17 protein-coding genes are annotated in these 26414 nt (G+C 68.3%); 4 read left to right on the plus strand and 13 right to left on the minus strand.

Annotated features, from left to right (window positions below):
• Positions 1-16 precede the first annotated feature (16 nt).
• The 4 genes from JC881_RS16715 to JC881_RS16730 all read right to left on the minus strand — a co-directional run bounded on the left by JC881_RS16715 (position 17) and on the right by JC881_RS16730 (position 4916).
• Entirely contained in the window at positions 17-586 is a 570-nt protein-coding gene (locus JC881_RS16715) for an HAD family hydrolase (protein ID WP_198786823.1), read from the minus strand.
• A 352-nt stretch (positions 587-938) separates the two neighbouring features.
• On the minus strand, positions 939-3704 hold the full coding sequence (gene mgtA, locus JC881_RS16720; RefSeq protein ID WP_198786824.1) for a magnesium-translocating P-type ATPase: 2766 nt from the start codon (positions 3702-3704) through the stop codon (positions 939-941).
• Positions 3705-3730: 26 nt separating this feature from the next.
• On the minus strand, positions 3731-4501 hold the full coding sequence (locus JC881_RS16725; RefSeq protein WP_198786825.1) for a hypothetical protein: 771 nt from the start codon (positions 4499-4501) through the stop codon (positions 3731-3733).
• 205 nt (positions 4502-4706) lie between these two features.
• A complete protein-coding gene (locus JC881_RS16730) occupies positions 4707-4916 on the minus strand; it encodes a hypothetical protein (RefSeq protein ID WP_198786826.1) in 210 nt (69 codons plus the stop codon).
• Positions 4917-5310: 394 nt separating this feature from the next.
• On the opposite strand from JC881_RS16730, the gene JC881_RS16735 reads away from it, so the two are divergent.
• Entirely contained in the window at positions 5311-5781 is a 471-nt protein-coding gene (locus JC881_RS16735) for a low molecular weight protein-tyrosine-phosphatase (protein WP_198786827.1), read from the plus strand.
• 4 nt (positions 5782-5785) lie between these two features.
• Here the strand turns inward: JC881_RS16735 and JC881_RS16740 are convergent, their stop codons facing one another.
• The 9 genes from JC881_RS16740 to JC881_RS16780 form a co-directional block, all read right to left on the minus strand.
• Positions 5786-6205, minus strand: a complete 420-nt coding sequence (locus JC881_RS16740; RefSeq protein WP_198786828.1) for an acyl-CoA thioesterase — start codon at positions 6203-6205, stop codon at positions 5786-5788.
• A 14-nt stretch (positions 6206-6219) separates the two neighbouring features.
• Complete coding sequence (locus JC881_RS16745) at positions 6220-7521, minus strand: TRAP transporter large permease (RefSeq protein ID WP_198786829.1); 1302 nt, start codon at positions 7519-7521, stop codon at positions 6220-6222.
• Entirely contained in the window at positions 7518-8042 is a 525-nt protein-coding gene (locus tag JC881_RS16750) for a TRAP transporter small permease (protein ID WP_233101841.1), read from the minus strand. Before JC881_RS16750 ends, JC881_RS16745 begins: the two co-directional genes overlap by 4 nt.
• A gap of 3 nt (positions 8043-8045) precedes the next feature.
• Positions 8046-9098, minus strand: a complete 1053-nt coding sequence (locus JC881_RS16755; RefSeq protein WP_198786830.1) for a TRAP transporter substrate-binding protein — start codon at positions 9096-9098, stop codon at positions 8046-8048.
• Between the two features lie 46 nt (positions 9099-9144).
• A complete protein-coding gene (locus JC881_RS16760) occupies positions 9145-10353 on the minus strand; it encodes an alpha-hydroxy acid oxidase (RefSeq protein WP_198786831.1) in 1209 nt (402 codons plus the stop codon).
• Positions 10354-10369: 16 nt separating this feature from the next.
• The gene (locus JC881_RS16765; RefSeq protein ID WP_198786832.1) at positions 10370-11986 is read right to left on the minus strand and encodes an indolepyruvate oxidoreductase subunit beta family protein; all 1617 of its coding nucleotides are present in this window, start codon (positions 11984-11986) and stop codon (positions 10370-10372) included.
• A gap of 26 nt (positions 11987-12012) precedes the next feature.
• A complete protein-coding gene (locus tag JC881_RS16770) occupies positions 12013-14172 on the minus strand; it encodes a thiamine pyrophosphate-dependent enzyme (RefSeq protein ID WP_198786833.1) in 2160 nt (719 codons plus the stop codon).
• A 104-nt stretch (positions 14173-14276) separates the two neighbouring features.
• Positions 14277-14945 carry a c-type cytochrome gene (locus JC881_RS16775; protein WP_198786834.1) on the minus strand — a complete coding sequence of 223 codons (669 nt, stop codon included), beginning with the start codon at positions 14943-14945 and terminating at the stop codon, positions 14277-14279.
• Positions 14942-16138 (minus strand): PQQ-dependent sugar dehydrogenase, encoded by a 1197-nt coding sequence (locus JC881_RS16780; RefSeq protein WP_198786835.1) that lies wholly within the window; start codon positions 16136-16138, stop codon positions 14942-14944. Before JC881_RS16780 ends, JC881_RS16775 begins: the two co-directional genes overlap by 4 nt.
• Before the next feature lie 127 nt (positions 16139-16265).
• Between JC881_RS16780 and JC881_RS16785 the strand changes: the two genes are divergently transcribed.
• The 3 genes from JC881_RS16785 to JC881_RS16795 all read left to right on the plus strand — a co-directional run bounded on the left by JC881_RS16785 (position 16266) and on the right by JC881_RS16795 (position 26403).
• Positions 16266-17180, plus strand: a complete 915-nt coding sequence (locus tag JC881_RS16785; RefSeq protein WP_198786836.1) for a LysR family transcriptional regulator — start codon at positions 16266-16268, stop codon at positions 17178-17180.
• A 58-nt stretch (positions 17181-17238) separates the two neighbouring features.
• On the plus strand, positions 17239-18492 hold the full coding sequence (locus tag JC881_RS16790) for an NRAMP family divalent metal transporter (protein WP_198786837.1): 1254 nt from the start codon (positions 17239-17241) through the stop codon (positions 18490-18492).
• A gap of 435 nt (positions 18493-18927) precedes the next feature.
• Positions 18928-26403: a non-ribosomal peptide synthetase gene (locus tag JC881_RS16795; protein WP_198786838.1), complete on the plus strand. Its 7476-nt coding sequence runs from the start codon at positions 18928-18930 to the stop codon at positions 26401-26403.
• Positions 26404-26414: the final 11 nt, after the last annotated feature.

Raw genomic sequence — 26414 nt, forward strand, 5'->3', positions numbered from 1 at the left:
TGGAGAGCGCGTGCGTTCAGTCCGGGGATTGCATGCGCTTGGCGTGCTCGCGCCACGCCCTTTTCTCGACCGTCCGGACGTTCGGCGCCTCCGCGAGATGCGCGAGGTAAGCCGCCAGCAATGGCAGTTCGGCATCGGACCGGTCGCCCAGGAACTCGCGCACCGTGACGAGATTGCCGTAGCTCCTCGCGTACTTCGCGGGCGTGTCGTCGACCGCGATGATCGATTCGAGCGGATAGCCCCTGGACTTCAATTTCTGCAGGTTCTTGATCGTCTGATAGCCACCCGTCGTGAAGTCTCGTGCCGTCGTGCAGCGCGCGCTGGACCACACGAACTCCAGGCCGCCGTTCGGAAAGATGCGTTCGACAACCTGCGACGCGTAGCTTTCGCCCGATGCGGTCCAGACGCCCACCTTGAACTGCGCGAGCACGGTGCTCAAGAAGTCGGCGAGGTGCGGTCGCAGATGAACGCGATACGGCCCTACGCGGAAATCCTCGTCGTGCGCAAGCGTGCCTTCGGTGGCGTGGATCAGCGTTTCATCGAGGTCCAGCACCAAGAGTTTGCGGGGCTTGGGTGTCACATGCATGTCAGAAGGCCTCCCATCGGGAGCTCAAGCATATTTGAGGTCGATGGTTTGGGGGCGTTGCATCAAGGCAATGCGCGTGTTCGGGGCGGCACTCCCGCCGACGGTGGGCTCTGTTTCGCGAATGTCCTCCGGCCTGCGGCCTCCCCCTTGATTTCGCGAAACAGAGCCCACCATCGGCGGGAGCGCTTTCAGAGCGGTCGTTGATCGCGGTTCACCCAGAGCGTGCCCATGTGCGCAGGGCACCGGGTGCTCCCCGCAGCGAAATCAAGGAGGAGGCCGCAGGCCGGGGGACATTCGCGGAGGGGAGCACCCGGTGGCCTGTGCACACGCCCTGAACAGCAGCGCGTGACCCTCACTGCCACCCATACCGCCGCGCGTACCAGCCTTTGACCGTCTGCGTCAGCACCGCATACCCCACCAGCATCGCCACCAGCCACGGGAAGTAAGCCAGCGGCAGCGCCTGCAGCTTGAAGTAGTGCGCGAGCGGCCCCATCGGAAGCCAGATGCCGACAGCCGCGATCGCCGCACCCATCGCCAGCAGCGGCCAGGCCGCGCGGCTTTGCATGAACGGGATCTTGCGGGTGCGGATCAGGTGCACGATCAGCGTCTGCGACAGCAGCCCCTCGATGAACCAGCCCGACTGGAACAGCGTCTGGTGTTCCACCGTGTTGGCCGCGAACACGAACCACATCACGGTGTAGGTCAGGATGTCGAACACCGAGCTCAGCGGCCCGAAGAACACCATGAAGCGCCCCAGGTCCGCCGGGTTCCAGCGCTGCGGCGACTTGAGGAATTCCTCGTCCACGTTGTCGAACGGAATCGCGATCTGCGACACGTCGTACAGCAGGTTCTGCACCAGCAGATGGAGCGGCAGCATCGGCAGGAAGGGCAGGAACGCGCTCGCCACCAGCACCGAGAACACGTTGCCGAAGTTCGAGCTCGCGGTGAGCTTGATGTACTTGAGCATGTTGGCGAAGGTGCGGCGGCCCTCGACCACGCCTTGCTCCAGCACCATCAGGCTCTTCTCCAGCAGGATGATGTCGGCCGACTCCTTGGCCACGTCCACCGCGCCGTCCACCGAGATGCCGATGTCGGCCGCGCGCAGCGCCGGTGCGTCGTTGATGCCGTCGCCCATGAAGCCGACCACGTGCCCGTTGGCATGCAGCGCGTGCACGATGCGCTCCTTGTGCGCGGGCGTGAGCTTGGCGAACACGTGGTGCTGCTCGACCAGCGCGCGCAATTCATCGTCGCGCAGGTCCTCGATCTCGCGGCCCAGCACGATGTGGCCGGCCTCGATGCCCACGTCGCCGCAGACCTTGCGGGTGACCAGTTCGTTGTCGCCCGTGAGCACCTTCACCGCGACGCCGTGCTCGGCCAGCGCGCGCAGTGCGGGCGCGGTCGATTCCTTCGGCGGATCGAGAAAGGCCACATAGCCCAGCAGCGTAAGGCCCGATTCGTCGGTCACGCTGTACGCCGGCTTGCGTGCATCTGCACCGAAGGTTCGGCTCGCCACGGCCACCACGCGCAGCCCCTGCTTGTTCAACTCCGACGCCACGCGATGGATGCGCGCGAGCAGTTCGGCATCGAGTGCCAGCACCTCGGCACCGCGCTCGACCGACGTGCACACCGACAGGATCTCTTCCAGCGCGCCCTTGCAGATCAGCAGGTGCTCGCTGCCGCCGTTCTCCACCACCACCGACATGCGGCGGCGCGAGAAGTCGAAGGGCACTTCGTCGATCTTGCGGTAAGCCGTCTGCAGGCGCGTCTCGGGTTGCATCTCGGCGTGGTTCAGCACGGCCTTGTCGAGCAGGTTCTTCAAACCCGTCTGGTGAAAGCTGTTGAGGTACGCCAGCTGCAGCACGTGGTTCGAACCCTCGCCCCACGCGTTGGTGTGGCGCTCCAGCACGATGCGATCCTGCGTCAGCGTGCCGGTCTTGTCGGTGCAGAGAACGTCCATCGCGCCGAAGTTGTGGATCGCCTCGAGGCGCTTGACGATCACCTTCTGGCGCGACATCACGACCGCGCCCTTGGCGAGCGTGGCCGTCACGATCATCGGCAGCATCTCGGGCGTGAGGCCCACCGCGATCGACAGCGCGAACAGCGCCGCCTCCCACCAGTCGCCCTTGGCCACGCCGTTGATCACCAGCACCAGCGGCGCCATCACCAGCATGAAGCGGATCAGCACCCAGCTCACGCGATTGATGCCCGCCTGGAAGGCGCTGGTGCCGTGGTCGGTGGCCGTCACGCGCTGCGCGAGGGCGCCGAAGAAGGTGCGGTCGCCGGTGTGCACGATGAGCGCGGTCGCGGTGCCGCTGATCACGTTGGTGCCCATGAAGAGCAGGTTCTCGCGCTCGAGCACGCCGGCCTCGTGGGCGCCGCGGTCGATGGGAAACTTCTCGACCGGCATCGCCTCGCCCGTCAGCGCGGACTGGCTGATGAAGAGATCTTTCGCCGTGAGCAGGCGCGCATCGGCCGGGATCATGTCGCCGGCCGAGAGCGCGAACACGTCGCCCGGCACGAGGTCGCGCATCGGTACCTCCACGCGCACCGTGCCCGCATGCGTGGTGTCGAAGCCTTCGTCGCCCGCCGCGCCCGCCCTGCGTCCCGGCGCGGGCCGCAGCACCGTGGCGGTGTTGCTCACCATGGCTTTGAGGCGCTCGGCCGCCTTGTTGGAGCGCGACTCCTGCAGGAAGCGCAGCACCGTCGACAGCACCACCATGCTGCCGATCACGAGCGTGGCCTTCATGTCCTCGGTCACGTACGAGACCAGCGCCAGCACCGTGAGCAGCAGGTTGAACGGATTGCGGTAGCACTGCCACAGGTGCGTCCACCACGGCAGCGGCTGCTCGTGGCGAACCTCGTTGCTGCCCAGGCGCTTGCGCAGCACCTGGGCGTGGCCTTCGCTCAGGCCTTGCGGCGAGCTGTCGAGCTTCACGAGCATCTCGCCCGCATCGGTGCGCGATGCGGCGGCCAGTGCCTTCGCGATGTCGGGTGGCATGGCGACCGATGTCACGCCGACGGGCTTCGACCCCAGCAGGGTCTGCCAGCGCTCGAAGTGATGCAGCATGTGGCGGCTGCGAAGGAAGCTCTCGAAGAAGGACTTCAGGACGTTTTTCATGTTGTTTTCTCCTTGGGGAAATCAGGTCAGCGCACGAAGGCCCAGGTGAAGCCCAGCGTCCACCACGCGGGTGCGTCGGCGCGCAGGCCGCGTGCGCGGCTCAGGTCCACGCTCAGCGCCTGCACCGGCGTCCAGCGCATGCCGGCGCGCCATGCGTTGCCGCCGCCTTCGCGGAAGCGCTCGGCGACGAACGAGACAGAGGGCAGGGCGGACCATTCGATGGCCGCGCCCGAATGGCTGGTGCGCGGTTGCACGCGGTGGAAATCGCGACCCACGTTGATGTGCGCGCGCCAGCTGTCGTCGATCTGCCAGGTCACTGGGATCACGACGCTGCTGCTGGCGAAACGCAACGCGGTGGCGTGTGCGTCGCTCTGCCATCCGGCCGTGGCGAGCACGCCGGCGCTCAGGCGGTCGTCGATCTCGAAGGCCCACTTCACCTGCGGACCGGCGCGCACGGTGCGGCCTTCGCCGCCGTGCTCGCGCTCGAGGTTCAGGCCGAGTTCGACCGCGCCGATGCGGCAGGCCGGGCCGATGTGCAGCAGGCCTTGCGAGGTGCGCGCGTGGCGGTCGGACCAGGTCTCGACCTGGCACTGGTCCCCGTCGAGGATCGCGGCGTCGTCCACCGAATGATGGCCGCCGGCGGCATGCGTCTGCGTTGCCGCAAAGCCGCAGAGGTATGCGGCCCAAAGCTGCAACGGCAGCGGTGAATGAAAGGGGCGTCGGGGATGGAAGCGGGGTGCGTCGAGGCGGCCGTTCGTGGCCGTTCGCGCGACACGCCGCAGGCGTTCGCGGGTCATGGGAGGTTCTCCTTCGGGTGCGGCGCCCGCGAAGGAAGAACCTCCCGCTTCACTCAGCCGGCAGGCGTCCTCCGCAGCGCGGCGCTGCGTGGGTTGGATGCAATCGATGGGTTCAATGAAGGCGGCGCGCTAAGGCGCGAGCGAGGGTCCGGGTCCATGGTGGCCTCCTTGCGTTTTTGCGGTGCGGTGCGGTCTTGCGGGCGCGTCAGCGGTGCGCTGCGCGGGGCGGCTGCTCGAGCAGCAGGAAGAAGCTGCGGATGCGCCGCGTGGTCCAGAGCGCGGCGGCGCGGTCGAGCATTTCGTTCTCGACGTCCTGCGCCGTCGGCGCACGCGCAGGCTCGTGCGCCGACGGGCGGACGGGGGCCTGCATCGGCGGCTGCTGTTGCTGCTGTTGACGAGTTTGAAATTGACGCATGACAAGGCTCCTTCGCGCTGAAGGGCCTCGCGCACGGACACGCAAGCTGACTGAAAAAGTCAGTGACGCGGAACGACGAAATTCGGAAGGGGAGAACCGCTGGCCTGAATGGCGAACGGGTCACGCTGCGTGCACGGCGGCCACAGCGCGAGAGAGCCTGCGCTAGAGGGCCGGATGTGTCACGCCTGCCGAGGCACGCGTTGTCTTGTCACTGATCCAACTGGCACTGTCCACGCACGGGGCTCCGAAATGAAGATGCGGGATTGTTGCACCGCGTCACAATGAGCGTCAACCATTTGGGCCAAGTCCTGCACTGCGAGCAGGGTCGTTATCGCCTCATTGTTGCGATTTGGCGTCGACCCATTCCGCAACCTTTCAACAGTCTTTCATTCCGATGACGAAACCTGCCGTCCTGTTCATCTGCACCGGCAATATCTGCCGCTCCCCCACCGCCCACACATTGCTGCTTCACAAGGCGCGCCTCGCAAACGTGGCGATCGACGTCGACAGCGCCGCAATCTCCGACGAGGAGCGCGGCAACCCGCCCGATCCGCGTTCGATCGCCGAGGCGCGCCGGCGCGGCATCCAGATGCACGCGCACTGCGCGCGCCAGGTCCGCGCGAGCGACTTCGAGCGCTTCGACTGGATCGTCGGCATGACGGCGCACCACTGCGCCGCGCTGCGCCGTCTCGCGCCCGCGGGCACCGCCCACAAGGTGCACCTGCTCACCGAGTTTTCCGAAGCGGACGAAGGCGATGTGCCCGACCCCTGGTACGGCGGCCGGGAGGCCTTCGTCGAAGCTTTCGACCTGATCGATCGCGGCGTCGAGGGCCTGCTCGCGAAGCTTCAGGCCCAAGCCGTCTGACCGGCTATTCGCACAGCGCGCGAATGTCCGCCGGAATCGGCACCGCGCGGATACCCCCGCCTTCGCGCTTCGCCGCGAAGATCCGCACTTCTTCGCATTCGAGGATCAACTCGTCGCCGCGCGTCACGCGGTAGGTCTGCACGAAGCTCTTGTCGCGCCACTCGGTGATGCGCACCGCGATGTCGAGCGTGTCGCCGTAGCTCGCGGACTTCACGAAGCGCGTGTGCGTATCGACCAGCGGCGTGCCGATCACGCCGAGCGTCCGCGCCGTCTCTTCCCACCGCGGCACGCCGCAGCCGACGAAGAAATGCCGCGAGGCCGCATCGATCCAGCGGAAGAAGTTGGGAAACCAGACGATGCCGGCCGGGTCGCAGTCGCCGAACTCGACGCGCGCGGTGTAGGTGATCTCTTTGCCTGTGTTCATCGCTTCGTTCTTCATCAGCCCATTCTCGTCGGCAGCCACAGCGCGATGACCGGGAACGCGATCAGGATCACCAGGCGCACGATGTCCGTCACGATGAACGGCAGCACGCCCTTGAAGATGGTGGTGAAGCTCACGTCCTTCACCACGCTCTTGATGACGAAGACGTTCATCCCCACCGGTGGATGGATGAGCCCGAGCTCCACCGTCATCACGATGATCACGCCGAACCAGATGGGGTCGAACCCCAGGTGCACGATCACCGGGAAGATGATGGGCACCGTGAGGATGATCATCGCCATCGCGTCCATGAGACAGCCGAGCACCAGGTACATCAGCATGATGAGCGCGAGCACGCCGTAGCGCCCGATCCCGAGGCCCGTGAGGAATTCGGTGAGCTTCTGCGGGCTCTGCGTGATGGTGAGGAAGTAGCCGAAGAGCAGCGCGCCGATCAGCACCGTGAACACCGCCGCCGCCGTGCGCGTGGCCGAGAGCAGCGCCTCGCGGATCTTCGGGCCGTCGAGCTTGCGCCTGACGAGCCCGAGGATGAACGCGCCGCTCGCGCCCACGCCGCCCGCCTCGGTGGGCGTGAAGAAGCCGCCGTAGAGCCCGCCGATCACGAACACGAAAAGCACCAACGGCGCCCACACGTTGCGCAGGTCCTTGAAGCGTTCCGACCAGGGCTTCACCTCGCCGCCGGGCAGCCAGTCGGGCCGCAGCTTCACGATGATCGCGATCGTCAGCACGTACATCGCCATCGCCAGAATGCCCGGCACGATGCCCGCCATGAAGAGCTTGCCGATGTCCTGCTGCGTGAGGATCGCGTAGACCGCGAGCACGGTCGAGGGCGGCAAGATCGCGCCCAGCGTGCCGCCCGCTGCGATCACGCCGGTGGAGAACGACTGCGGATAGTTGAAGCGCCGCATCTCCGGATACGCCACCGCCGAGAACGTGGCGGCCGTGGCCACCGACGAGCCGCAGATCGCCGCGAACCCGCCGCAGGCCACCACGGTGGCGACGCCCAGGCCCCCGCGCAGGTGGCCGATCATCGAGTTGGCGGCCTTGAAGAGCTCGCGGCTCACGCCCGAGACCGACACCAGCGCGCCCATCAGCATGAACATCGGGATCACGCCGAAGGTGTAGTCGGTCACGGTGCGCATCGAGGTCTGGCCCACCAGCTTCAGCGCGGGCCCGGGGCCCACGAGGTAGCTGTAGCCGGTGACGCCGACCAAGCCCATCGCCATGCCGACCGGCACGCGCAACAGCATCAGCACGAAGAGGGCGACGAAGCCCAGGATGGCAACTGCGTCGGGGCTCATTCGTCGGCTTTCTGTTCAGCGTGGATTTCTTCGAGCTGCTCGGGATGGAAGATCAGCCGGTACGTGCGGATCGCGATCAGCAGCACGGCGCACACGTCGCCCGCCCACGCGACTGCATAGAACGGCCAGGTGGGGATGTTCATGTCGTAGGTCAGCACGTTGTCCACGTAGGTGCTGCGCACCTTGTCAAACAGCATCGCGGTCTGCACCGCCACCACGAACAGGAGAACGAGCGTGGCGAACACGTCGATCACGCGCTTCATGCGCGGGCCCGCCGCCGTCCACACCAGGTCCACCGTGATGTGGCCGCCCCGGTAGCTGGTGGCCGCGATGCCCCAGAAGATCAGGATGCCCAGCAGCATGCGGCCGAAGTCGTAGGCGTCGGGGATCGAGGTGTCGAAGAACTTGCGCAGCACCACGGCCACGAAGATGTTGAGCGCGACGATCCCCACGAAGATGGCGGCGAGCCATTCGATCGTGTTGATCGCGCGGTCCATGTAGCTGGCGGACCGGGCTGCCATCGCTCAGAGCGCCGACTTGTATTTCGTGAGGCTGCCTTTCAGCGCATCCATCACGGCCTTCGGGTCTTCGCCCACCTTCTTCACGCTCTCGGCCCATTGCGCTTCCGACGGCGCGGCGGCCTTGCGCCACGCATCGAGTTGCTCGGGCGTGAGCTTGTAGACCTCGTGGCCCGGCTGCGCGGCGATCTTCGCGCGGCCGCCGAACTCGAAGTCGGCCCAGGGCCCGGCCACCTTCTGCGCCCACTCGCTGGTGCAGTGGTCGTCGATCACCTTCTTCTGGCCCGCCGACATCGCGTCGTACTTGCCCTTGTTCATCACCCACACGAAGGGCGTGACGTACAGCGGCGCATCCATGTGGTACTTCACCACCTTGTCGATGCCGAAGAGGCCGATCGATCCCCACGGGAAGGTGATGGCATCGGCCACGCCGCGCTCCAGCATGTCGCGCGACTCGGGCGCCGAGGCCTGCACGTTGGTACCGCCCAGCGAAGTGATCAGCTGGCCCACGGTGCTCGTGGCCGGGCGCACCTTCATGCCCTTGATGTCGGTGGGCAGCGTGATCTTCTTGCGCGAGTGGAAAGTGCCGGGGTCGTGCACGAACGCGAAGCAGTACTTCACATCCTTCATCTCCTTGGCCGCGTAGTTGCGGTACCAGGCGTCGATGGCGGCCGAGCCCTCCTTGCCGTTGGCGAAGAGGAACGGCAGCGACGCACCCGCCATCACCGGAAAGCGCCCCGGCTGGTAGCCCGGGTTCACGTACGAGAAGTCAGCGATGCCGTCGCGCGCCATGTCGTAGTGGTCGAAGGCCTTGCCCAGTTGCTCCGACGGAAAAAGGATCGCGGTGAGGGTGCCGTTCGATTCCTTCTTGATGTCGTCGGCCCACGCCTGCAGCGCGGGGTTGAGCGGATGCTGCGCGGGCACCCAGCTGGAGAGCTTGAGCTGCACGGGCTTGTCCTGCGCCTGCACGGCGGGCGTGCCGAGCACGAGCGCGGCGCAGGCCGCCAGCAGTGCGAGGGGCGAGCGGTGGCGATGGGGATGGCGGACGGTGGTTTTCATGGTCTCCTTCTTTATGGTCTGTGTGAAATCGTCGAGTCCGGTCAGCCTAGGCAGCGGCGTGCACCGGGTAAATGGAGGCTTTCCCGCGCGGGGTTTCCTGGGGGTGCGGTGGCGCGGGCAGGCCGACGTGGTGCCGGCCGAGCTCGCTCACCCGCCTGACGCCGACGAGCGTCATCGTGCGTTCGGTTTCCTGCGCGAGCAGCTGCAGCACCGAGAGCGCGCCGCGCCCGCCGTCGCACGCGAGGCCGTAGACCGGCGCGCGGCCCACGAGCGCGGCGCGCGCGCCGAGCGCGAGCGCCTTCACGATGTCGCTGCCGCGCCGCATGCCGCCATCCACCAGCACGGGAATGCGGCCCTCGACCGCGTCCAGGATGGCCGGCAAGGCGCCGATGGTGGCCGGCGCCGCATCGAGCTGGCGCCCGCCGTGGTTCGAGACCACGATGCCGTCCGCGCCGTGGTGCAGGGCGCGCCTGGCGTCCTCTGCGCCGAGCAGGCCCTTGATGAGGAGCGGCCCGTCCCAGAGCCTGCGCAGCCAGGCGATGCTGTCCCAGGTGAGCGTGCGGTCCATGGTGCGCGAGAGCAGCGCGGCCTGCGTCTGCGCGGACATCGGCGCGTCGTCGTCGTCCGGCAGCAGGTTCGCGAACAACGGCATGCCGCTGCCAGCGAGCCGCGCCAGCCACGTGGGATGGCGCGCCATGTCCAACAGCGTGCCGGGCGTGAGGCGCATCGGCACGCGGAAACCGTGGCGCAGGTCCCGCTCCCGCAGGCCGCTCACAGGCACATCGACCGTGAGCACCAACGCCTCGAAGCCGGCCGCCCGGGCCCGCTTCACGATGCGCTCGGCGATGGCGCGCTCGCCCATCACATAGAGCTGCATCCACAGCGCCGCCTCGGGCGCGGCCGCGCGCACGTCCTCGATGCGCACGTTCGATGCGGTCGAGAGAATGAAAGGCACGCCCGCGGATTGCGCGGCACCGGCCAGCAGCGCATCGGCGCCCGGGCGCACGAGGCCGGCGAGGCCGATGGGCGCGACCGCGAAGGGCGCGCGCCAGCGGCGACCGAAGAGCTCGATGCCGATGTCCATCGCGCTGGTGTCGCGCAGGCACTCGGGAATCAGCGGCAGCTGCTCGAGCGCATCGCGGTTGCGCTGCAGGCAGCGTTCGTCCTCGGCGCCGCCGTCGACATAGTCGAACACCAGGCGCGGCAGCAGCCGGCGCGCGCGACGGCGGTGGTCTTCGACGTTGAGCAGTGCCATCGTGTTGCTCCTCGCTTCAGGCGCCGCTGTTGGGCTTGCGCTTCATCCAGCGGATGGGCTGGGCCTTGACCGGGCGCGCGGGCGCGCCGTGCGCGACCAGCGCGGCATCGAGCGCGCGGCCGGCGTCGTCGGCCAATGCCGCAGTGCGTGCCGCTTCGATGGATTGCGCGCGCACGGCCGGCGCCTGGCCGGGCTGCGCTGCGAGATGGTCGGTCACGTGCAGCAGGTTCTCCTTGCCGCGTTCGTTGGTGCTGCCGTAGCCCTTGATGAGGCGGCCGCACAGTGCGAGTTCGTGGCCCAGCGCCCAGGCTTCGCGCGTGCCGCGCTCCACCGCAGCGAGCCAGCGTTCGATCAGCGCCTGTTCCTCGGCGAAGCGGCTGCCTCGGCGGCGCAGCCAACGCAGTGAAGACAGGAGCCGCAGCGACGCCATGCCGAACACCGAATGGCTGCCCACCTTCAGCGGCAGCGCCCACGGCGCGAGTCCGCGCGCCTGCCGGCCGCGGTCCCACGCGGTCACGCGGCGCGACAGCGCGGGCGGCAGCAGCGCGGCGAACTCGGCGGCGCCGGGCTTGAAGTGGTCGTAGACCTTCACGATGTCTTCGTCGGTGGCGCGCACTTCCTGCCGCACACGCTGCGCGCGGCTCGCGCGCCCCTTGAGCGCGGCCACGCGCACGATGTCGTCGAACGCCATCCACAGCGCGAGCCAGCGCGCGGCCTCGCGGGTGATGGCGAAGCCGTGCGCGCCGGCCGGGTCGGCCGCGCGCTCGGCATCGAGCACCTGGGCCAACCGGTCGGCGTACAGCGCCGCGTAGGCGGTGTCCTGGTAGTCGAGCACGCGCGCGTGGCCGAGCGCGAGCATGTCGTGCACCGCGGGCGGAAAGCGGCGCGCCAGTTCGTCGGGCAACGCGCGCGCGGGCGGCGGCGCATCGGCGGTGTCGCCGGCCATCACGCTGTTGACGAACGCGGCTTGCGTGCGCGGCGCGCTCACGGCATCGAACGCAGCCGCGAAGCCGCGCAGGCTGGCGGCGGCCATCTTGTTGAGCTTCTCGGGCGCGCTCGTGTCGCCGCCGCGCACCACGTGCTCGTAGGCTTCGCGCGGGAACGGGAAGAGGCCGCTGCCCGCGATGGCGCCGAGCATCACCGCACTCACCACCGTGCCGCTGTCGCGCGCGATGGCGTTCATGTCGAACACATGGTGCTCGCGGCTGAAGGCTTTCACCACATCGACCAGGCGCTGCGCATCGGCGCGCCCGTCGCCGGGCTCCATGCGCTCGGCGGTGGTGAAGATGCGCGCCGACGAGCTGATGACCAGCGTGCGCAACGGCGCGCTCATGCCGTTGCCGATCTGCCGTGCGGTCTCGAGCAGTTCCGAGGACACGATCGCATCGAGCGCACCCGGCACCGGGCTCAGGCTGAACACCGGACGCCTGCCGGCCAGCTGCGCGAGCGGCACGGGGAACACCTCGATGTAGTAGGTGGTGGCGCCGGTGCGCTGCGCGACGCCGGGGATCGAGGTGCTCTGCGCGGCGTAGCCGGCGTGGCGCGCGATGTCCACCAGCCATTCGGTGAGCACGCCGCCGCCTTCGCCGCCGAGGGCGCAGACGAGGAGGGTGAGGGGGCGGTTCTGTTCCATGGCGCGGTTCATGTGGCTCAGGTGGCTCATGCGGGTTGCAACGCGCGAACGACCGCGCCGCGCAGCGAATGCACGAGGCGTTCGTGCCACTTCGGGTTCTGCACCACCTCGGCGCGATAGAAGCTCGGGCACAGCGTGGCCGCATGCGCGTTCGCGCCGCACAGGCCACAGCCCACGCAGCCGTCGATCACGGTGGCGACCGGGTCGACCTTCAGCGGATCGGGGTTGTCCTTGAGCGTGAGCGTGGGGCAGCCCGAGAGGCGGATGCACGCATGGTCGCCGTTGCACACGTCTTCATCGACGCCGTATTTCACGCGCACCACGCGCTCGCCTTTCTTGAGGAGGCCTGCGATCCACGGCTTGATGCGGCGCTGGCGCTCCAGCTGGCACTCGCCCTCGGCGATCACCACCTTCAGGCCGTTGAAGTCGCTGGTGAGCGCCTCGGTCAGCGTCCGGCGCATGCGCTCCACGTCGTAGGTGGTCACAGTGCGCATCCACTTCACGCCCAGGCCGGTGAGCGTGGCCTCGATGGTCTGGTTCTTGTCGACCAGGCTCTGCTGCTTGTCGACGGCGCGCTCCTTCGTTTCTTCGTCGGGCGTGGAGATGATGTCCTGCGTGCCCGTGGCCGAGGTGTAGCCGTTCTTGAAGATCAGCAACACCGCGTCGTCGTCGTTGAAGAGCGCGCTCTGCACGCCGGTGAGCAGACCGTTGTGCCAGAAGCCGCCGTCGCCCATGATCGAGAGCGTGCGGCGGTTCATCATCGGGGCGACGCCCGCGCGGCTCGCCAGGCTCATGCCGTAGCCCAGGATCGAGTGGCCCATCGAGAACGGCTCGAAGGTGCCGAAGGCATGGCAGCCGATGTCCGCCGCGATGTGCACGGGGCCGGTCTCCTGCTGCGCGAGCTTGAGCGCGGAGAACACCGGGCGCTCGGGACAGCCGATGCAAAAACTCGGCGGGCGGTTGGGCAGCGGCGCGGTGAGCTGGCGCGCGACGGCTTCGCGGCGTTCGCGGTTGCCCGCGAGCCACGCCTGCGCCGACGACAATGCTTCGCCCGCTTCGATGTACTTCGCGGCGAAGGCGCCGATGCCGCCCGAGAGCACCTCCACGCCGTACTCGCCGGCCGCGGGCAGCATGTCCTTGCCGTGCAGCGGCGTCTGGATGTCGCGCCGGCGCAGGAGCGTCGCGATGTCCTGCTCGATGTACTCGGGCTGGCCTTCTTCCACCACCAGCACCGCGCGCTTTCCCACGCAGAAGTCGGCCACCTGCTCGGGCACCAGCGGGTAGGTCACGTTGAGCACGAGGATCGGGATGTCGGTCTCGCCGAACGCATCGGCCAGGCCCTGCTGCTGCAGGCTGCGGATCAACGCGTTGTAGAGCCCGCCCTGCACCACGATGCCCAGGTCCGCATGGCGCTCGCCCGGCATCAGCTCGTTGAGCCCGTGCTCGACGATGTAGCGCCGCGCCGCCGGGATGCGCGCGTCGCCCTTGAGCTTCTCGTGGCGGAAGGTGACGGGCGGGTGCGCGAGACGCATGTAGTCGAAGCCCGCGGGCTCGGTCATCAGCGCGCGCGTGGAAACGGCGGGCGCCACGTTGTCCTTGCAGGCGAAGCTGCCGCGCACGTGGCAGGTGCGGATGCGCAGCTCCATGAGGCAGGGCATGTTCGAGGTTTCGGAAAGGCGAAAGCCCTCTTCGACCATGCGCACCATCGTGCCGAGCTCGGGCCGCGGATCGACGAGGCACATGCTCGACTTGAGCGCGTACGCATGCGTGCGCTCCTGGATCACGCTGGCGCCTTCGCCGTAGTCCTCGCCCACGACGATCAGCACGCCGCCGGTCACGCCGGGCGACGAGAGGTTCGACAGCGCATCGGCCGCCACGTTGGTGCCGACGATCGACTTCCAGGTCACCGCGCCGCGCAACGGGTAGTGGATGGAGGCGCCGAGCATCGCCGCGGCCGAGGCTTCGTTGGAACACGCCTCGACGTGCACGCCCAGTTCGTCCATGTAGGCCTTGCCCTGCACCATGACGTCGAGCAGGTGCGACACGGGCGCGCCCTGGTAGCCGCCCACGTAGGCCACGCCCGACTGCAGCAGGCCCTTGGTGATGGCGAGGATGCCCTCGCCGTGGAAGGTATCGCCTGCGCCGAGACGCAGCATTTCTACTTCCTTGCTGAATGAGACTTCCAAGAGATTCGGCTCCGATGTGGGTGGTTTTGGGGTGGGGTGGGGCGTTTTTGCGTGCGCGGTGCGCTGCGTCCGCATGGCGCACTCGCAGGTGTCGTACGACGGTGTTACTTCGGTGGAGGCTTGGCGGGAGCGCCTGGAAAGCGCGCGACGTAGTACGCGAGGGTGTCCAGGTCGTCGGGCGCGATGCGGCTCACCGCCTCGCCCATCGCCTGCGTGTAGCCCGGGCGCTTGCCGGTGCGAAAGCCCTGCAGCGAAAGCTGCAGGTAGTCTTCATGCTGCTGCCCGATGCGCGGCACCTGCTGGCCACCGCTCAGGTCGGCGCCGTGGCAGATCACGCAGCGATGCTCCTGCGCCAGCGCCTGGCCGCGCGTCATGCGCGCGGCGTCGGGTGGTGTGGCGGCCGCTGGCGCCGGTACCGCGGGCAAGGTGGCGATGAACTCGGAGAAGCCGCGCAGGTCGGCGTCGGTCATGGTCTTGGCGACCGCCGTCATCGCCGGGTTGTCGCGCCGGCCCTCGCGAAAAAGAAACAGCTGCGTGATCGCATAGAACGAGTGCTGACCCGCGAGCACCGGCGTGCCGGCCATGTCGCTGCGGCCGCTCGCGCCGTGGCACGAGGCGCACAGCGACGCATAGCGCTGCGCATAGCTGGGCTGCGCCGATGCGGCCGAAGCGGCCGATGGCGCGGGCTTCGCGCCCTGCGCAATCGCCGATGACAACGCCAGCGCCATGAAGCCCGCCGCGATCGCTTTCGCAATGACGCCGGCTCTCTTCATCGTCCGCCGTAGCTGATGCGGTAGATCGCACCGGCGTGGTCGTCGCTCACGAGCATCGAGCCGTCCTTGAGCACGAGAAAGTCCACCGGGCGGCCGAGGTAGGTGTTGTTCTCGACGAAGCCCGTCATGAAGGGCTCGACCTTCGCGCCGCCCTTGCCGTCGGGCCAGGCGACCGCGATGTCGGCGTACTTGGTGGTGCGGTTCCACGGGCCGTGGCGGGCGATGAACATCGCGCCGCGGTACTTGGCCGGGAAGCTCTTGCCGTTGTAGAACGTGAGGCCCAGCGCGGCGGCGTGCGGGCCGAGCAGCGCGGCGGGCTTCTGGTAGTCGTCGCAGCGCTTGCCCCAGCCGAATTCCGAATCGAGGAGGTTGCCCTGGTGGCAGTACGGGTAGCCGAAGTGCTGGTCGGGCTTGGCCACCACGTTGAGCTCGTCGTTGGGCAGGTCTTCGCTGAGCCAGTCGCGGCCGTTGTCGGTGAACCAGAGGTTGCCGGTCTTGGGGTCGAAGTCGAAGCCCACCGTGTTGCGCACGCCGCGCGCGATCGTCTCGATGCCGCTGCCGTCGGGGTTCATGCGGAAGATGCGCGCATGCGCGTCGTCGGGCTCGCACAGGTTGCAGGGCGCGCCGACCGCGTAGTAGAGCTTGCCCTCGTGCATGCGCAGGTACCGCCAGCTGTGGTCCTGTCCACCGGGGAGCTTGTCGTTGAGCACCACGGGCGTGCCGGGGTTGTCCAGCTTGTCCTCGATGCCGTCGTAGCGCACGATCTGCTTGTGCGTGGCCAGGAAGAGCGCGCCCTTGTAGAACTCGATGCCGGTGGCGAACTCGGTCTTGTCGATGATGGTCCTGGGCTTGCGGTCGCCCTTCTCGGCGATCGCATAGACCTTGTTGCCCACGAACAGCGTGCTCACGAAGACGGTGCCCTTGGCGCCCTGGCGCAACTCGCGCGCATCGAGCACGCCCGACGCCCAGGTCTCGACCTTGAAGCCCGGCGGGAGCTTGAACTTGGCCGTGGGCAACTGGTCGGGCGCAGTGGGAATCGGGAAAGAGGGCACCGGTGCGAGGCGCGTGGCCGCTTCGTTCTTCGGTCGGCCTTTGGCCCATCCGGGTTCCTCGGCGGGAGGTTGCTGGGCCCACGCGGCGGCAGCGGTGAAGAGCAGGGCGGCGAGCACCGCATGCGGACGGAGTAGGGCCATGTCGTGTCTCCTTCTTGTCGTGGGCGTTCGAACGGGCCGACTGGGGGGCTGGAGGTCGGCTGGAATACCGCTCGCCAGTGTGCGTGCCATGGGGTTTGCGTTCAATAAAATAATCGAGCTAAGCAATATGAATGGCATGCATATCGATTCGATCGACCTCAACCTGCTGCGTCTGTTCGATGCGGTCTACCGCGAGCGCAGCGTGAGCCGCGCGGCGGAGTCGCTGGGCCTCACGCAGCCGGCGGCGAGCCACGGCCTCGGGCGGCTGCGGCTGCTCCTGAAAGACGCGCTCTTCACCCGCGCCCCCGGCGGCGTGGCGCCCACGCCGCGCGCTGACCGCCTCGCGGTGGCGGTGCAGGTGGCGCTCAGCACGATCGAAGCGGCGCTGCACGAGCCCGATCGCTTCGAGCCGCTGGTCTCGCGCAAGAGCTTTCGTATTCACATGAGCGACATCGGCGAGGGACGCTTTCTGCCCGCGCTGATGGCGCGGCTGGGCGAACTCGCGCCCGGTGTGCGGCTGGAGACCCTGCCGCTGCTGCCCGCGGAAGTGGCGCCCGCGCTGGACAGCGGCCGCATCGACTTCGCCTTCGGCTTTCTCTCGAACGTGCGCGACACGCAGCGCGCGCACCTTCTGAAGGACCGCTACATCGTGCTGCTGCGCAAGGGCCACCCCTTCGTCAAGCGCCGGCGCAAGGGGCAGGCGCTGCTCGAGGCGCTGCAGGAGCTCGACTACGTGGCGGTGCGCACGCACGCCGACACGCTGCGCATCCTGCAACTGCTCAACCTGGAAGACCGCCTGCGCCTCACGACCGAGCACTTCATGGTGCTGCCGGCCATCGTTCGCGCCACGGATCTGGCGGTGGTGATGCCGCGCAACATCGCGCGCGGCTTCGCGGAGGAGGGCGGCTACGCCATCGTCGAGCCGCCGTTTCCGCTGCGCGATTTCAGCGTATCGCTGCACTGGAGCAAGCGCTTCGAGGGCGATCCGGCCAACCGCTGGCTGCGGCAGGTGATCACCGCGCTGTTTTCGGAACGCAGGTGAAAGAAATGCGCTGCGTTCATGCAGTGGTCAGGCTCGGCATGCCAGCATCGCGCCCGTCATGAAGAAACGCATTCCCTCATTCCTGCGCCACGTCGGTCCCGGTGTCGTCACCGGCGCGGCGGACGACGACCCGTCGGGCATCGCCACCTACACGCAGGCGGGGGCGCAGTTCGGCACGGGCCTCTTGTGGACGGTGTTTCTCTCGCTGCCGTTCATGGTGGCGATCCAGCTGGTGTCGGCGCGCATCGGACGTGTCACGGGGAAGGGCGTGGCGGCCAACCTGCGCGAGCACATGCCGCGCAGCTTTCTCATCGTGCTGGTGGCGCTGCTGGTGGCGGCCAACACCATCAACATCGCGGCCGATATCTCGGCCATGGGCGAGGCGCTGCAGCTGGTGGTGGGCGGCGGCGCGCACTTCCATTCGCTGGTGTTCGGCGTGGTCACCGTGCTGCTGCAGGTGTTCGTGCCGTACCGCAAGCTCGCGCACATCCTCAAGTGGCTGACGCTCACGCTCTTCGCCTACGTGGCCGCGGTGTTCGTGGTGCAGGTGGAGTGGGCGCGGGTGCTGCACGACCTGGTGGTGCCGCGGCTGCAATGGCGCGGCGACTACTGGATGATGATCGTCGCGCTCCTGGGCACCACGATCTCGCCTTATCTCTTCTTCTGGCAGGCCTCGCAGGAGGTCGAAGAATTGCGCCTCAAAGGCGGCCGGCGCGGCACCGACAAGCAGGTGCGCCACGACCTGCGGCGCGTGCGGCTGGACACCTGGGTGGGCATGACCTTCTCCAACCTGATCGCGTTCTTCGTGATGGTGGTGGGCGCCTCCGTGCTGTACGCGGCCGGCGTGCACGACGTGACCTCGGCGGCACAGGCGGCCGAGGCGCTGCGGCCGCTGGCCGGCGACTTCGCGTTCTGGCTCTTCGCGGGCGGCATCATCGCCACGGGCCTGCTCGCCGTGCCGGTGCTCGCTTCGTCGGCCGCTTATGCAGTGGCCGAGGCCTTCGGATGGGAAGAGGGCCTGGAGCGCCACTGGCGCGAGGCCAAGGAGTTCTACGCCATCATCGCGGTCGCCACGCTGGTGGGCACGGCGCTGGACTTCACGCCGATCGATCCGATGAAGGCGCTCTACTGGAGCGCGGTGATCAACGGCGTGGTGGCCGTGCCGATCATGGCCGCGATGATGATCCTGGTGACGCGCGAGAAGGTGATGGGCCCCTTCACTTCGGGGCGCCGCATGCGCTGGCTCGGGTGGGGCGGCACGGCGCTCATGGGCTTCGCGGCGCTGATGATGGGGTGGGACATCGTGCGCTGAGGCGCTGCAGCCGACACTGTTCGACAACCGAAAGTACGCGCCCTGGAGCGCGTATTTTTTTGCCCCGCGTTGGTCGGGTGCGCGCGTGTATCACGCCGGCGAAATCCCCTACAAGGTTCACACCAAGTTGCTGCGTCGCAACATTCTTTTGGGGTGCATGGCGCGCGAAATACGATGAAAGCCTTCGATTCCGGAAACCCCGATTCGCATCGCAACTTCCGGATGAAATCTTTCGCGCTCAAAGACCTTCGTGAAATGTTTTTAGCTCAAAAACGGTCACTGAAAATGTTGCAACCACTTGTACATTGGTCTGGCAATGTGAACGGATTGTCACCGCGGAGCACCGGCATTTCTCCTTGAGCGGCCGATGCACGACGCGTCCATTTCACGCGCACATGCATCGTTGCCGAATTCACTCAAGACCTGGAGAAGTGCATGAGTACCGTCGATCAGCTGGGCCGCACCGCCCCCCTCACCTCGGGGCAGATGGCGATGTGGCTCGGCGCGAAATTCGCGTCGCCAGACACCAATTTCAATCTCGCCGAAGCCATCGACATCGACGGCGAGATCGACCCCGACATCTTCATCGCCGCTATGCGGCAAGTCGCGGATGAAACCGAAGCCACGCGCTTGCGTTTCGTCGACACGGCACAAGGACCGCGCCAGGTCGTCGCGCCGGTTTTCACCGGCGAGATTCCGTACCTCGACCTGAGCAACAAAAGCGATCCGAACGCCGAAGCCGAGCGCTGGATGCGCGCCGACTACACCCAAGGCATCGACCTCGCGCACGGCCAGTTGTGGCTCTCCGCACTGATCCGCCTCGCGCCCGATCGCCACATCTGGTACCACCGCAGCCATCACATCGCGCTCGACGGCTTCAGCGGCGGGCTCATCGCGCGCCGCTTCGCCGACATCTACACCGCGATGGTCGACGGCAATGCAGCGGTGCCCGAAGACTCGCGCCTCGCGCCGATCTCGCAGCTGGCCGAAGAAGAACACGCCTACCGCGAGTCCGGCCGCTTCCCGCGCGACCGCCAGTACTGGACCGAGCGCTTCGCCGACGCGCCCGATCCGCTGAGCCTCGCTTCGCACCGCTCGGTCAACGTCGGTGGCCTGTTGCGCCAGACGGTGCACCTGCCCGCAGCCAGCGTGCAGGCCCTGCAGGCCATCGCGCAGGAACTGGGCACCACGCTGCCGCAGATCCTGATCGCCACCACCGCGGCCTACCTGTACCGCGCCACGGGCATCGAGGACATGGCGATCGGCATCCCCGTCACCGCGCGCCACAACGACCGCATGCGCCGCGTGCCCGCGATGGTGGCCAACGCGCTGCCGCTGCGTCTCGCGATGCGCGCGGACCTGCCGATGCCCGAACTGATCCGCGAAGTCGGCCGCCAGATGCGGCAGATCCTGCGGCACCAGTCGTACCGCTACGAGCACCTGCGCAGCGACCTCAACATGCTGGTGAACAACCGGCAGCTCTTCACCACCGTGGTCAACGTCGAGCCCTTCGACTACGACTTCCGTTTCGCGGGCCATGCCGCGAAGCCGCGCAACCTCTCCAACGGCACGGCCGAAGACCTCGGCATCTTCCTGTACGAACGCGGCAACGGGCAGGACCTGCAGATCGACTTCGACGCCAATCCCGCGGTGCACACCGCGCAAGAACTGGCCGACCACCAGCGACGGCTCATTGCCTTCATCGACGCCGTGATCCGCTTGCCCTTGCAAGCCATCGGCCACATCGACCTGCTCGGCGCCGAAGAGCGCGAGCAACTGCTGGTGACCTGGAACGACACGGACCACGCGGTGCCCGACACGCACCTCACCGCGTTGATCGAAGCGCAGCTCGCCGCCAACCCGAAGGCCATCGCCTTGCGCTTCGACGGCGAGGAAATCGACAACGAAGAACTGAACCGCCGCGCCAACCGCCTCGCGCACCTGCTGCGCGCACGCGGCGCGGGCCCGGAGCGCACCGTGGCGCTCGCAATTCCGCGTTCGATGGACCTGATGGTCGCGCTGCTCGCCACGCTGAAGACGGGCGCGGCCTACCTGCCCGTCGATCCCGATTTTCCGCAGGACCGCATCGCCTTCATGCTCGGCGACGCGCAGCCGGTGTGCCTCGTCACGACCGAAGCCCTCGCGGAGTCACTGCCGAAAGCCGCCCCCACTTTGCTGCTCGATGTAGCGCAAACGATTGCGGATCTGGCGAGTTGCGACGACGCCGACCTGGGCATCGCGATCGACCCTTCGCACCCGGCCTATGTGATCTACACCTCGGGCTCCACGGGCATGCCCAAGGGCGCGGTCGTGTCGCACCGCGCCATCGTCAATCGCCTCTGCTGGATGCAGGACCGCTACGGCCTGAAGGCCGACGACCGCGTGCTGCAGAAGACGCCATCGAGCTTCGACGTGTCGGTGTGGGAATTCTTCTGGCCGCTGATCGACGGCGCCACGCTGGTGCTCGCGAAGCCGGGTGGCCACAAGGATGCGGCGTACCTTGCGAACCTCATCACGGAAGAACGCATCACGACGGTCCACTTCGTGCCGTCGATGCTGGAAGTCTTCTTGCGCGAGCCCACGGCCGCCGCATGCACCACGCTGCGCCGCGTGATCTGCAGTGGCGAGGCGCTGTCGCCCGCGCTGCAATCGCAGTTCCAACAGCTGCTCACCTGCGAGCTGCACAACCTGTACGGTCCGACGGAGGCCGCGGTCGACGTCACCTCGTGGGAATGCGAGCGAACGGGCGGGGCCCAGGCCACGAGCGTCCCCATCGGCCGCCCGATCTGGAACACCCAGATGCACGTGCTCGACAGCGGCCTGCAGCCCGTGCCAGCCGGCGTGACCGGTGAGCTCTACATCGCGGGCGTCGGTCTCGCACGCGGGTACCTCCAGCGCCCGCTGCTGAGCGCCGAGCGCTTCATCGCCAACCCCTACGGCGCGTCCGGCAGCCGCATGTACCGCACCGGTGACCTCGCGCGCTGGCGCAAGGACGGGAGCCTCGACTTCCTCGGCCGCGCCGACCAGCAGGTGAAGATCCGCGGCTTGCGCATCGAGCCGGGCGAGATCGAGTCGGCACTGCTGCAGCACCCGCAGGTCGCGCAGGCCGCGGTGGTGGCGCGCGAAGACGTGCCCGGCGAGAAGCGCCTCGTGGCCTACGTCGTCGCTGCCGATGCGGCCGATCCGCAAGCCGCCGAACTGCGCATGCACCTCGCGCAATCGCTGCCCGAGTACATGGTCCCCTCGGCCTTCGTCAGCCTGCCGTCGCTGCCGGTCGGCCCGAGCGGAAAGCTCGACCGCAAGTCGCTGCCGCCGCCCGAAGTGCAGGCCGCCACGCCGTATGCCGCGCCGCGCACGCCGACGGAGAAGATCCTTGCCGGCCTCTGGGCCGAGACGCTGCACCTGCCGCGCGTGGGCGTGCACGACAACTTCTTCGAGCTCGGCGGGCACTCGCTCATGATCGTGCAGCTGATGTCGATGATCCGCCAGCAGTTCATGATCGACCTGCCGGTCGATACGCTGTTCCAGGTCTCTACCATCGCGGGCCTCGCGGAGCTGCTCGACCAGGAATCGGTCGCGCGCCCGAGCCTCGTGCCGATGCCGCGGCCCGCGCGCATTCCACTGTCCTTCGCGCAGCGGCGCCTGTGGCTGATGAACCAGCTCGAAGGCGCGAACCCCGCGTACAACATGCCGCTCGCGCTGCGCCTGTCGGGCGTGCTCGACCGAGCCGCGCTGCATGCGGCGCTCGGCGATCTGGTGGAGCGCCATGAAAGCCTGCGCACCGTCTATCCGAACGAAGACGGGCTGCCGTACCAGCACATCCTCGACGGCGCGGACGCGCGTCCGGCGGTGATCGAGGCCGACAGCAGCGAAGAAGACATCGCCGCGCAGCTTCACGCAGCGGCGGGCCATGGCTTCGAACTCGGCACCGCGGCGCCATTGCGCGTCTCACTGTTCAAGCTCGCTGCCGACGAGCACGTGCTGCTGCTGCTTACGCACCACATCGCCGGCGACGGCGCCTCGCTGCTGCCGCTGGCGCGCGACTTGAGCGTGGCCTACGCCGCGCGCTGCGAAGGCAAGGCGCCCGGCTGGGAGCCGCTGCCGCTGCAGTACGCCGACTACGCGCTGTGGCAGCAGGAGCTGCTCGGCAGCGAAGACGACGCCGAGAGCATGGCCGGCCGCCAGCGCGCGTTCTGGCGTTCCTCGCTGAGCGACCTGCCCGAGCAACTGGCTCTTCCCGTCGATCACGCACGGCCGCTCGCGCCCACCTACCGCGGCGACGTCGTGCCGCTGCAGATTCCCGCGCACGTGCACGAACGCATCCTGCAACTGGCGCGCGACGGACAGGCCAGCGTCTTCATGGTGCTGCAGGCCGCGCTTGCGGGCCTTTTGAGCCGGCTCGGCGCGGGCGACGACATCGTCATCGGCAGCCCGGTCGCGGGCCGCAGCGACCATGCGCTGGACGAGCTCATCGGCTGCTTCGTCAACACGCTGGTGCTGCGCACCGACACCTCGGGCCAGCCGAGCCTGCGCGAGCTGGTCTCGCGCGTGCGCGCCACCAACCTCGCGGCGTATGCGAACCAGGAATTCCCGTACGACCGCCTCGTGGAGCTGCTGCGCCCGGGCCGCTCGCGCGCCAACCTGCCGCTGTTCCAGGTGATGCTGGGCTTCCAGAACACGAGCCGCCTGTCGTTCAGCCTTCCGGGCCTGTCGATCACGCCGCAGCCGGTGGCCATCGACACCGCGAAGTTCGACCTGTCGTTCATCCTCGGCGAGCAGCGCGGCGCCGACGGCCTGCCGGGCGGCATCGCCGGCGGCATCCAGTACAGCACCGACCTGTTCGAGCGCGGCACCGTCGAGGCGATGGGCGCGCGGCTGGTGCGGTTGCTCGAAGAGGCCTGCGACGCGCCCGACGACGCGGTGAGCAGCCTCGCGATCCTGAGCGCGGAAGAAACCGATCGCCTGCTGTCCGACTGGAGCGGCCGCACGCGCGACATCGCGCCGCTCTCGTTCGCCGCCATGGTCGCGTCGCATGCCGCAGCGCGACCGCATGCGGCCGCGGTGGTGCTCGACGACGCGACCGTCGGCTATGCCGAACTCGACGCGCGCGCCAACCGGCTCTCGCACCTGCTGCGCGCACAGGGCATCGGTGCCGGTGCCATCGTCGCGACGGTGCTGCCGCGTTCGCTCGACCTCATCGTGGCGCACCTGGCCATCGTGAAGGCGGGGGCTGCGTACCTGCCCATCGACCCCAACCATATGGCCGCGCGCAGCGCCTTCGTGTTCGAGGAAGCAGCGCCCGCCGCGGTGCTGACGCACGACGCGCTGCTGACCGAACTGGCCGGCGTTTCCCGCTGCATCGCGCTCGACAGCGACAGCATGGTGGCCGCGCTGGCGATCCAGTCGGACGCACCGCTCGCGCAGACGGCCGCGCCCGGCGATGCCGCCTACATCATCTACACCTCCGGCTCCACCGGCGTGCCCAAGGGCGTGGTGGTGCCGCATGCGGGCCTGAGCAGCCTGGGCACCGCGATGGCGGAGCGCCTCGCCATCGACCACGACTCGCGCGTGCTGCAGTTCTCCTCCAGCGGTTTCGACGCCTCGGTGATGGACCAGCTGATGGCCTTCCGCGCCGGCGCCGCGCTGGTGGTGCCCGGCCCGCAGCAACTGCTCGGCACGGACCTGGCCGACCTGCTCGAGAAGCAGGCCGTGAGCCACGCGCTGATTCCGCCCGCCGCGCTCGCGACGCTGCCCCATGGCGAATTCCCGCACCTGCTGACGCTGGTGGTCGGCGGCGATGCCTGCCCCGCCGCGCTCGCGACGAAGTGGTCGCAGGGCCGCCGCATGGTCAATGCCTACGGCCCGACCGAGATCACCATCTGCGCGAGCATGAGCGCGCCGATGACGGCCGATGAGTTGCCCTCCATCGGCCAGCCGATCTGGAACACGCGGATGTACGTGCTCGACAGTGCCCTGCAGCCGGTGCCGGCGGGCGTCGCGGGCGAGCTCTATATCGCGGGCGGCGGCGTGGCGCGCGGCTACTTGAATCGTCCCGCGCTGAGCGCGGAGCGCTTCATCGCCGATCCGCATGGCGCGCCCGGCAGCCGCATGTACCGCAGCGGCGACCTCGCGCGCTGGCGCGCCGACGGCAGCCTCGATTTCCTCGGCCGTGCCGACCAGCAGGTGAAGATCCGGGGCTTCCGCATCGAGCCGGGCGAGATCGAATCGGTGCTGCTCAAGCACCCGCAGATCACGCAAGCGGCCGTCATCGCCCGCGAAGACACGCCCGGCGAAAAACGCCTCGTCGCCTACTTCGTCGCAGGCGCCGAGCCGCAGCCCACCGAGCTGCGCGCCCACATGGCGCAGGCCTTGCCCGACTACATGGTGCCTTCGGCCTTCGTTCGCCTGCCCTCGCTGCCGCTCACGCAAAGCGGCAAGCTCGACAAGAAAGCGCTGCCGGTGCCCGACCAGCAGCCGGTCGCGCTGTACGTCGAACCGCGCACGCCCATGGAGAAGCTGCTCGCGGGCCTCTGGTCCGAGACGCTGCAGCTGGAGCGCGTCGGCATCCACGACAACTTCTTCGAGATCGGCGGCCATTCGCTCATGGCGATCCAGCTGGGCATGCGCATCCGCCAGCAGGTGCGCGCGGACTTTCCGCATGCCGAGGTCTACAACCGTCCGACCATCGCCGACCTGGCCGCCTGGCTCGACAACGCCGGCGGCGCCGCCGAGGCGCTGGACCTCTCGCGCGAACTCGACCTGCCCGCGTACATCCGCCCGCAGGCCACCGCGCCGAAGCTCGCGCCACGCCGCGTGTTCCTCACCGGCGCGAGCGGCTTCGTCGGCAGCCACCTGCTCGCGGCATTGCTGCGCGACACCACGGCCTGCGTGGTCTGCCACGTGCGCGCGCCCGACGAAGAGGCCGGCGAGCAGCGCCTGAAGCGCACGCTGGCCCAGCGCCAGCTCGGCGCGGTGTGGGACGACGCGCGCATCAAGGTCGTGACCGGCGACCTCGGCAAGCCGCGCCTGGGCCTGGATGACGCGGCCGTGCAACTGGTGCGCGACGGCTGCGACGCCATCTACCACTGCGCCGCGCAGGTCGATTTCCTGCATCCCTACGCGAGCCTGAAGCCCGCGAACGTCGACAGCGTGGTCACGCTGCTCGAATGGACGTCGCAGGGCCGCGCCAAGCACATGCACTACGTCTCCACGCTCGCGGTGATCGACCAGAACAACAAGGAAGACACCATCACCGAGCAATCGGCGCTGGCCTCGTGGAGCGGCCTGGTCGACGGCTACAGCCAGAGCAAGTGGGTCGGCGATGCGCTGGCGCGCGAGGCGCAGGCGCGCGGCATGCCGGTCGCGATCTACCGGCTCGGCGCGGTCACCGGCGACCACACGCACGCGATCTGCAATGCCGACGACCTGATCTGGCGCGTGGCGCATCTCTATGCCGACCTGGAAGCGATTCCCGACATGGACCTGCCGCTGAACCTCACGCCGGTGGACGACGTGGCGCGCGCCATCCTCGGCCTCGCGGCGCAGGAGGCCTCGTGGGGCCAGGTGTTCCACCTGATGAGCCAGGCGGCGCTGCGGGTGCGCGACATTCCGCACGTCTTCGCGCGCATGGGCATGCGGCTGGAGCCGGTGGGCCTGGAGCCCTGGCTGGAGCGCGCGCATGCGCGGCTGGCCGTCGCGCAGGACCGCGACCTGGCGGCCGTGCTCGCCATCCTCGACCGCTACGACACCACCGCCACGCCGCCGCAGGTGAGCGGCGCGGCCACGCATGCGCAGCTCGAAGCCATCGGCGCGCCGATTCGCCCGGTGGACCGCGACCTGCTGCAGCGCTATTTCGTGGACCTGGGCATCGACACCAAGGCGCGCCGCGCCCTGGAAACCACCACTTCATAGGAGCAATCGGA

This window comes from Variovorax sp. IB41 (assembly GCF_016405905.1).
GTDB lineage: Bacteria > Pseudomonadota > Gammaproteobacteria > Burkholderiales > Burkholderiaceae_C > Variovorax.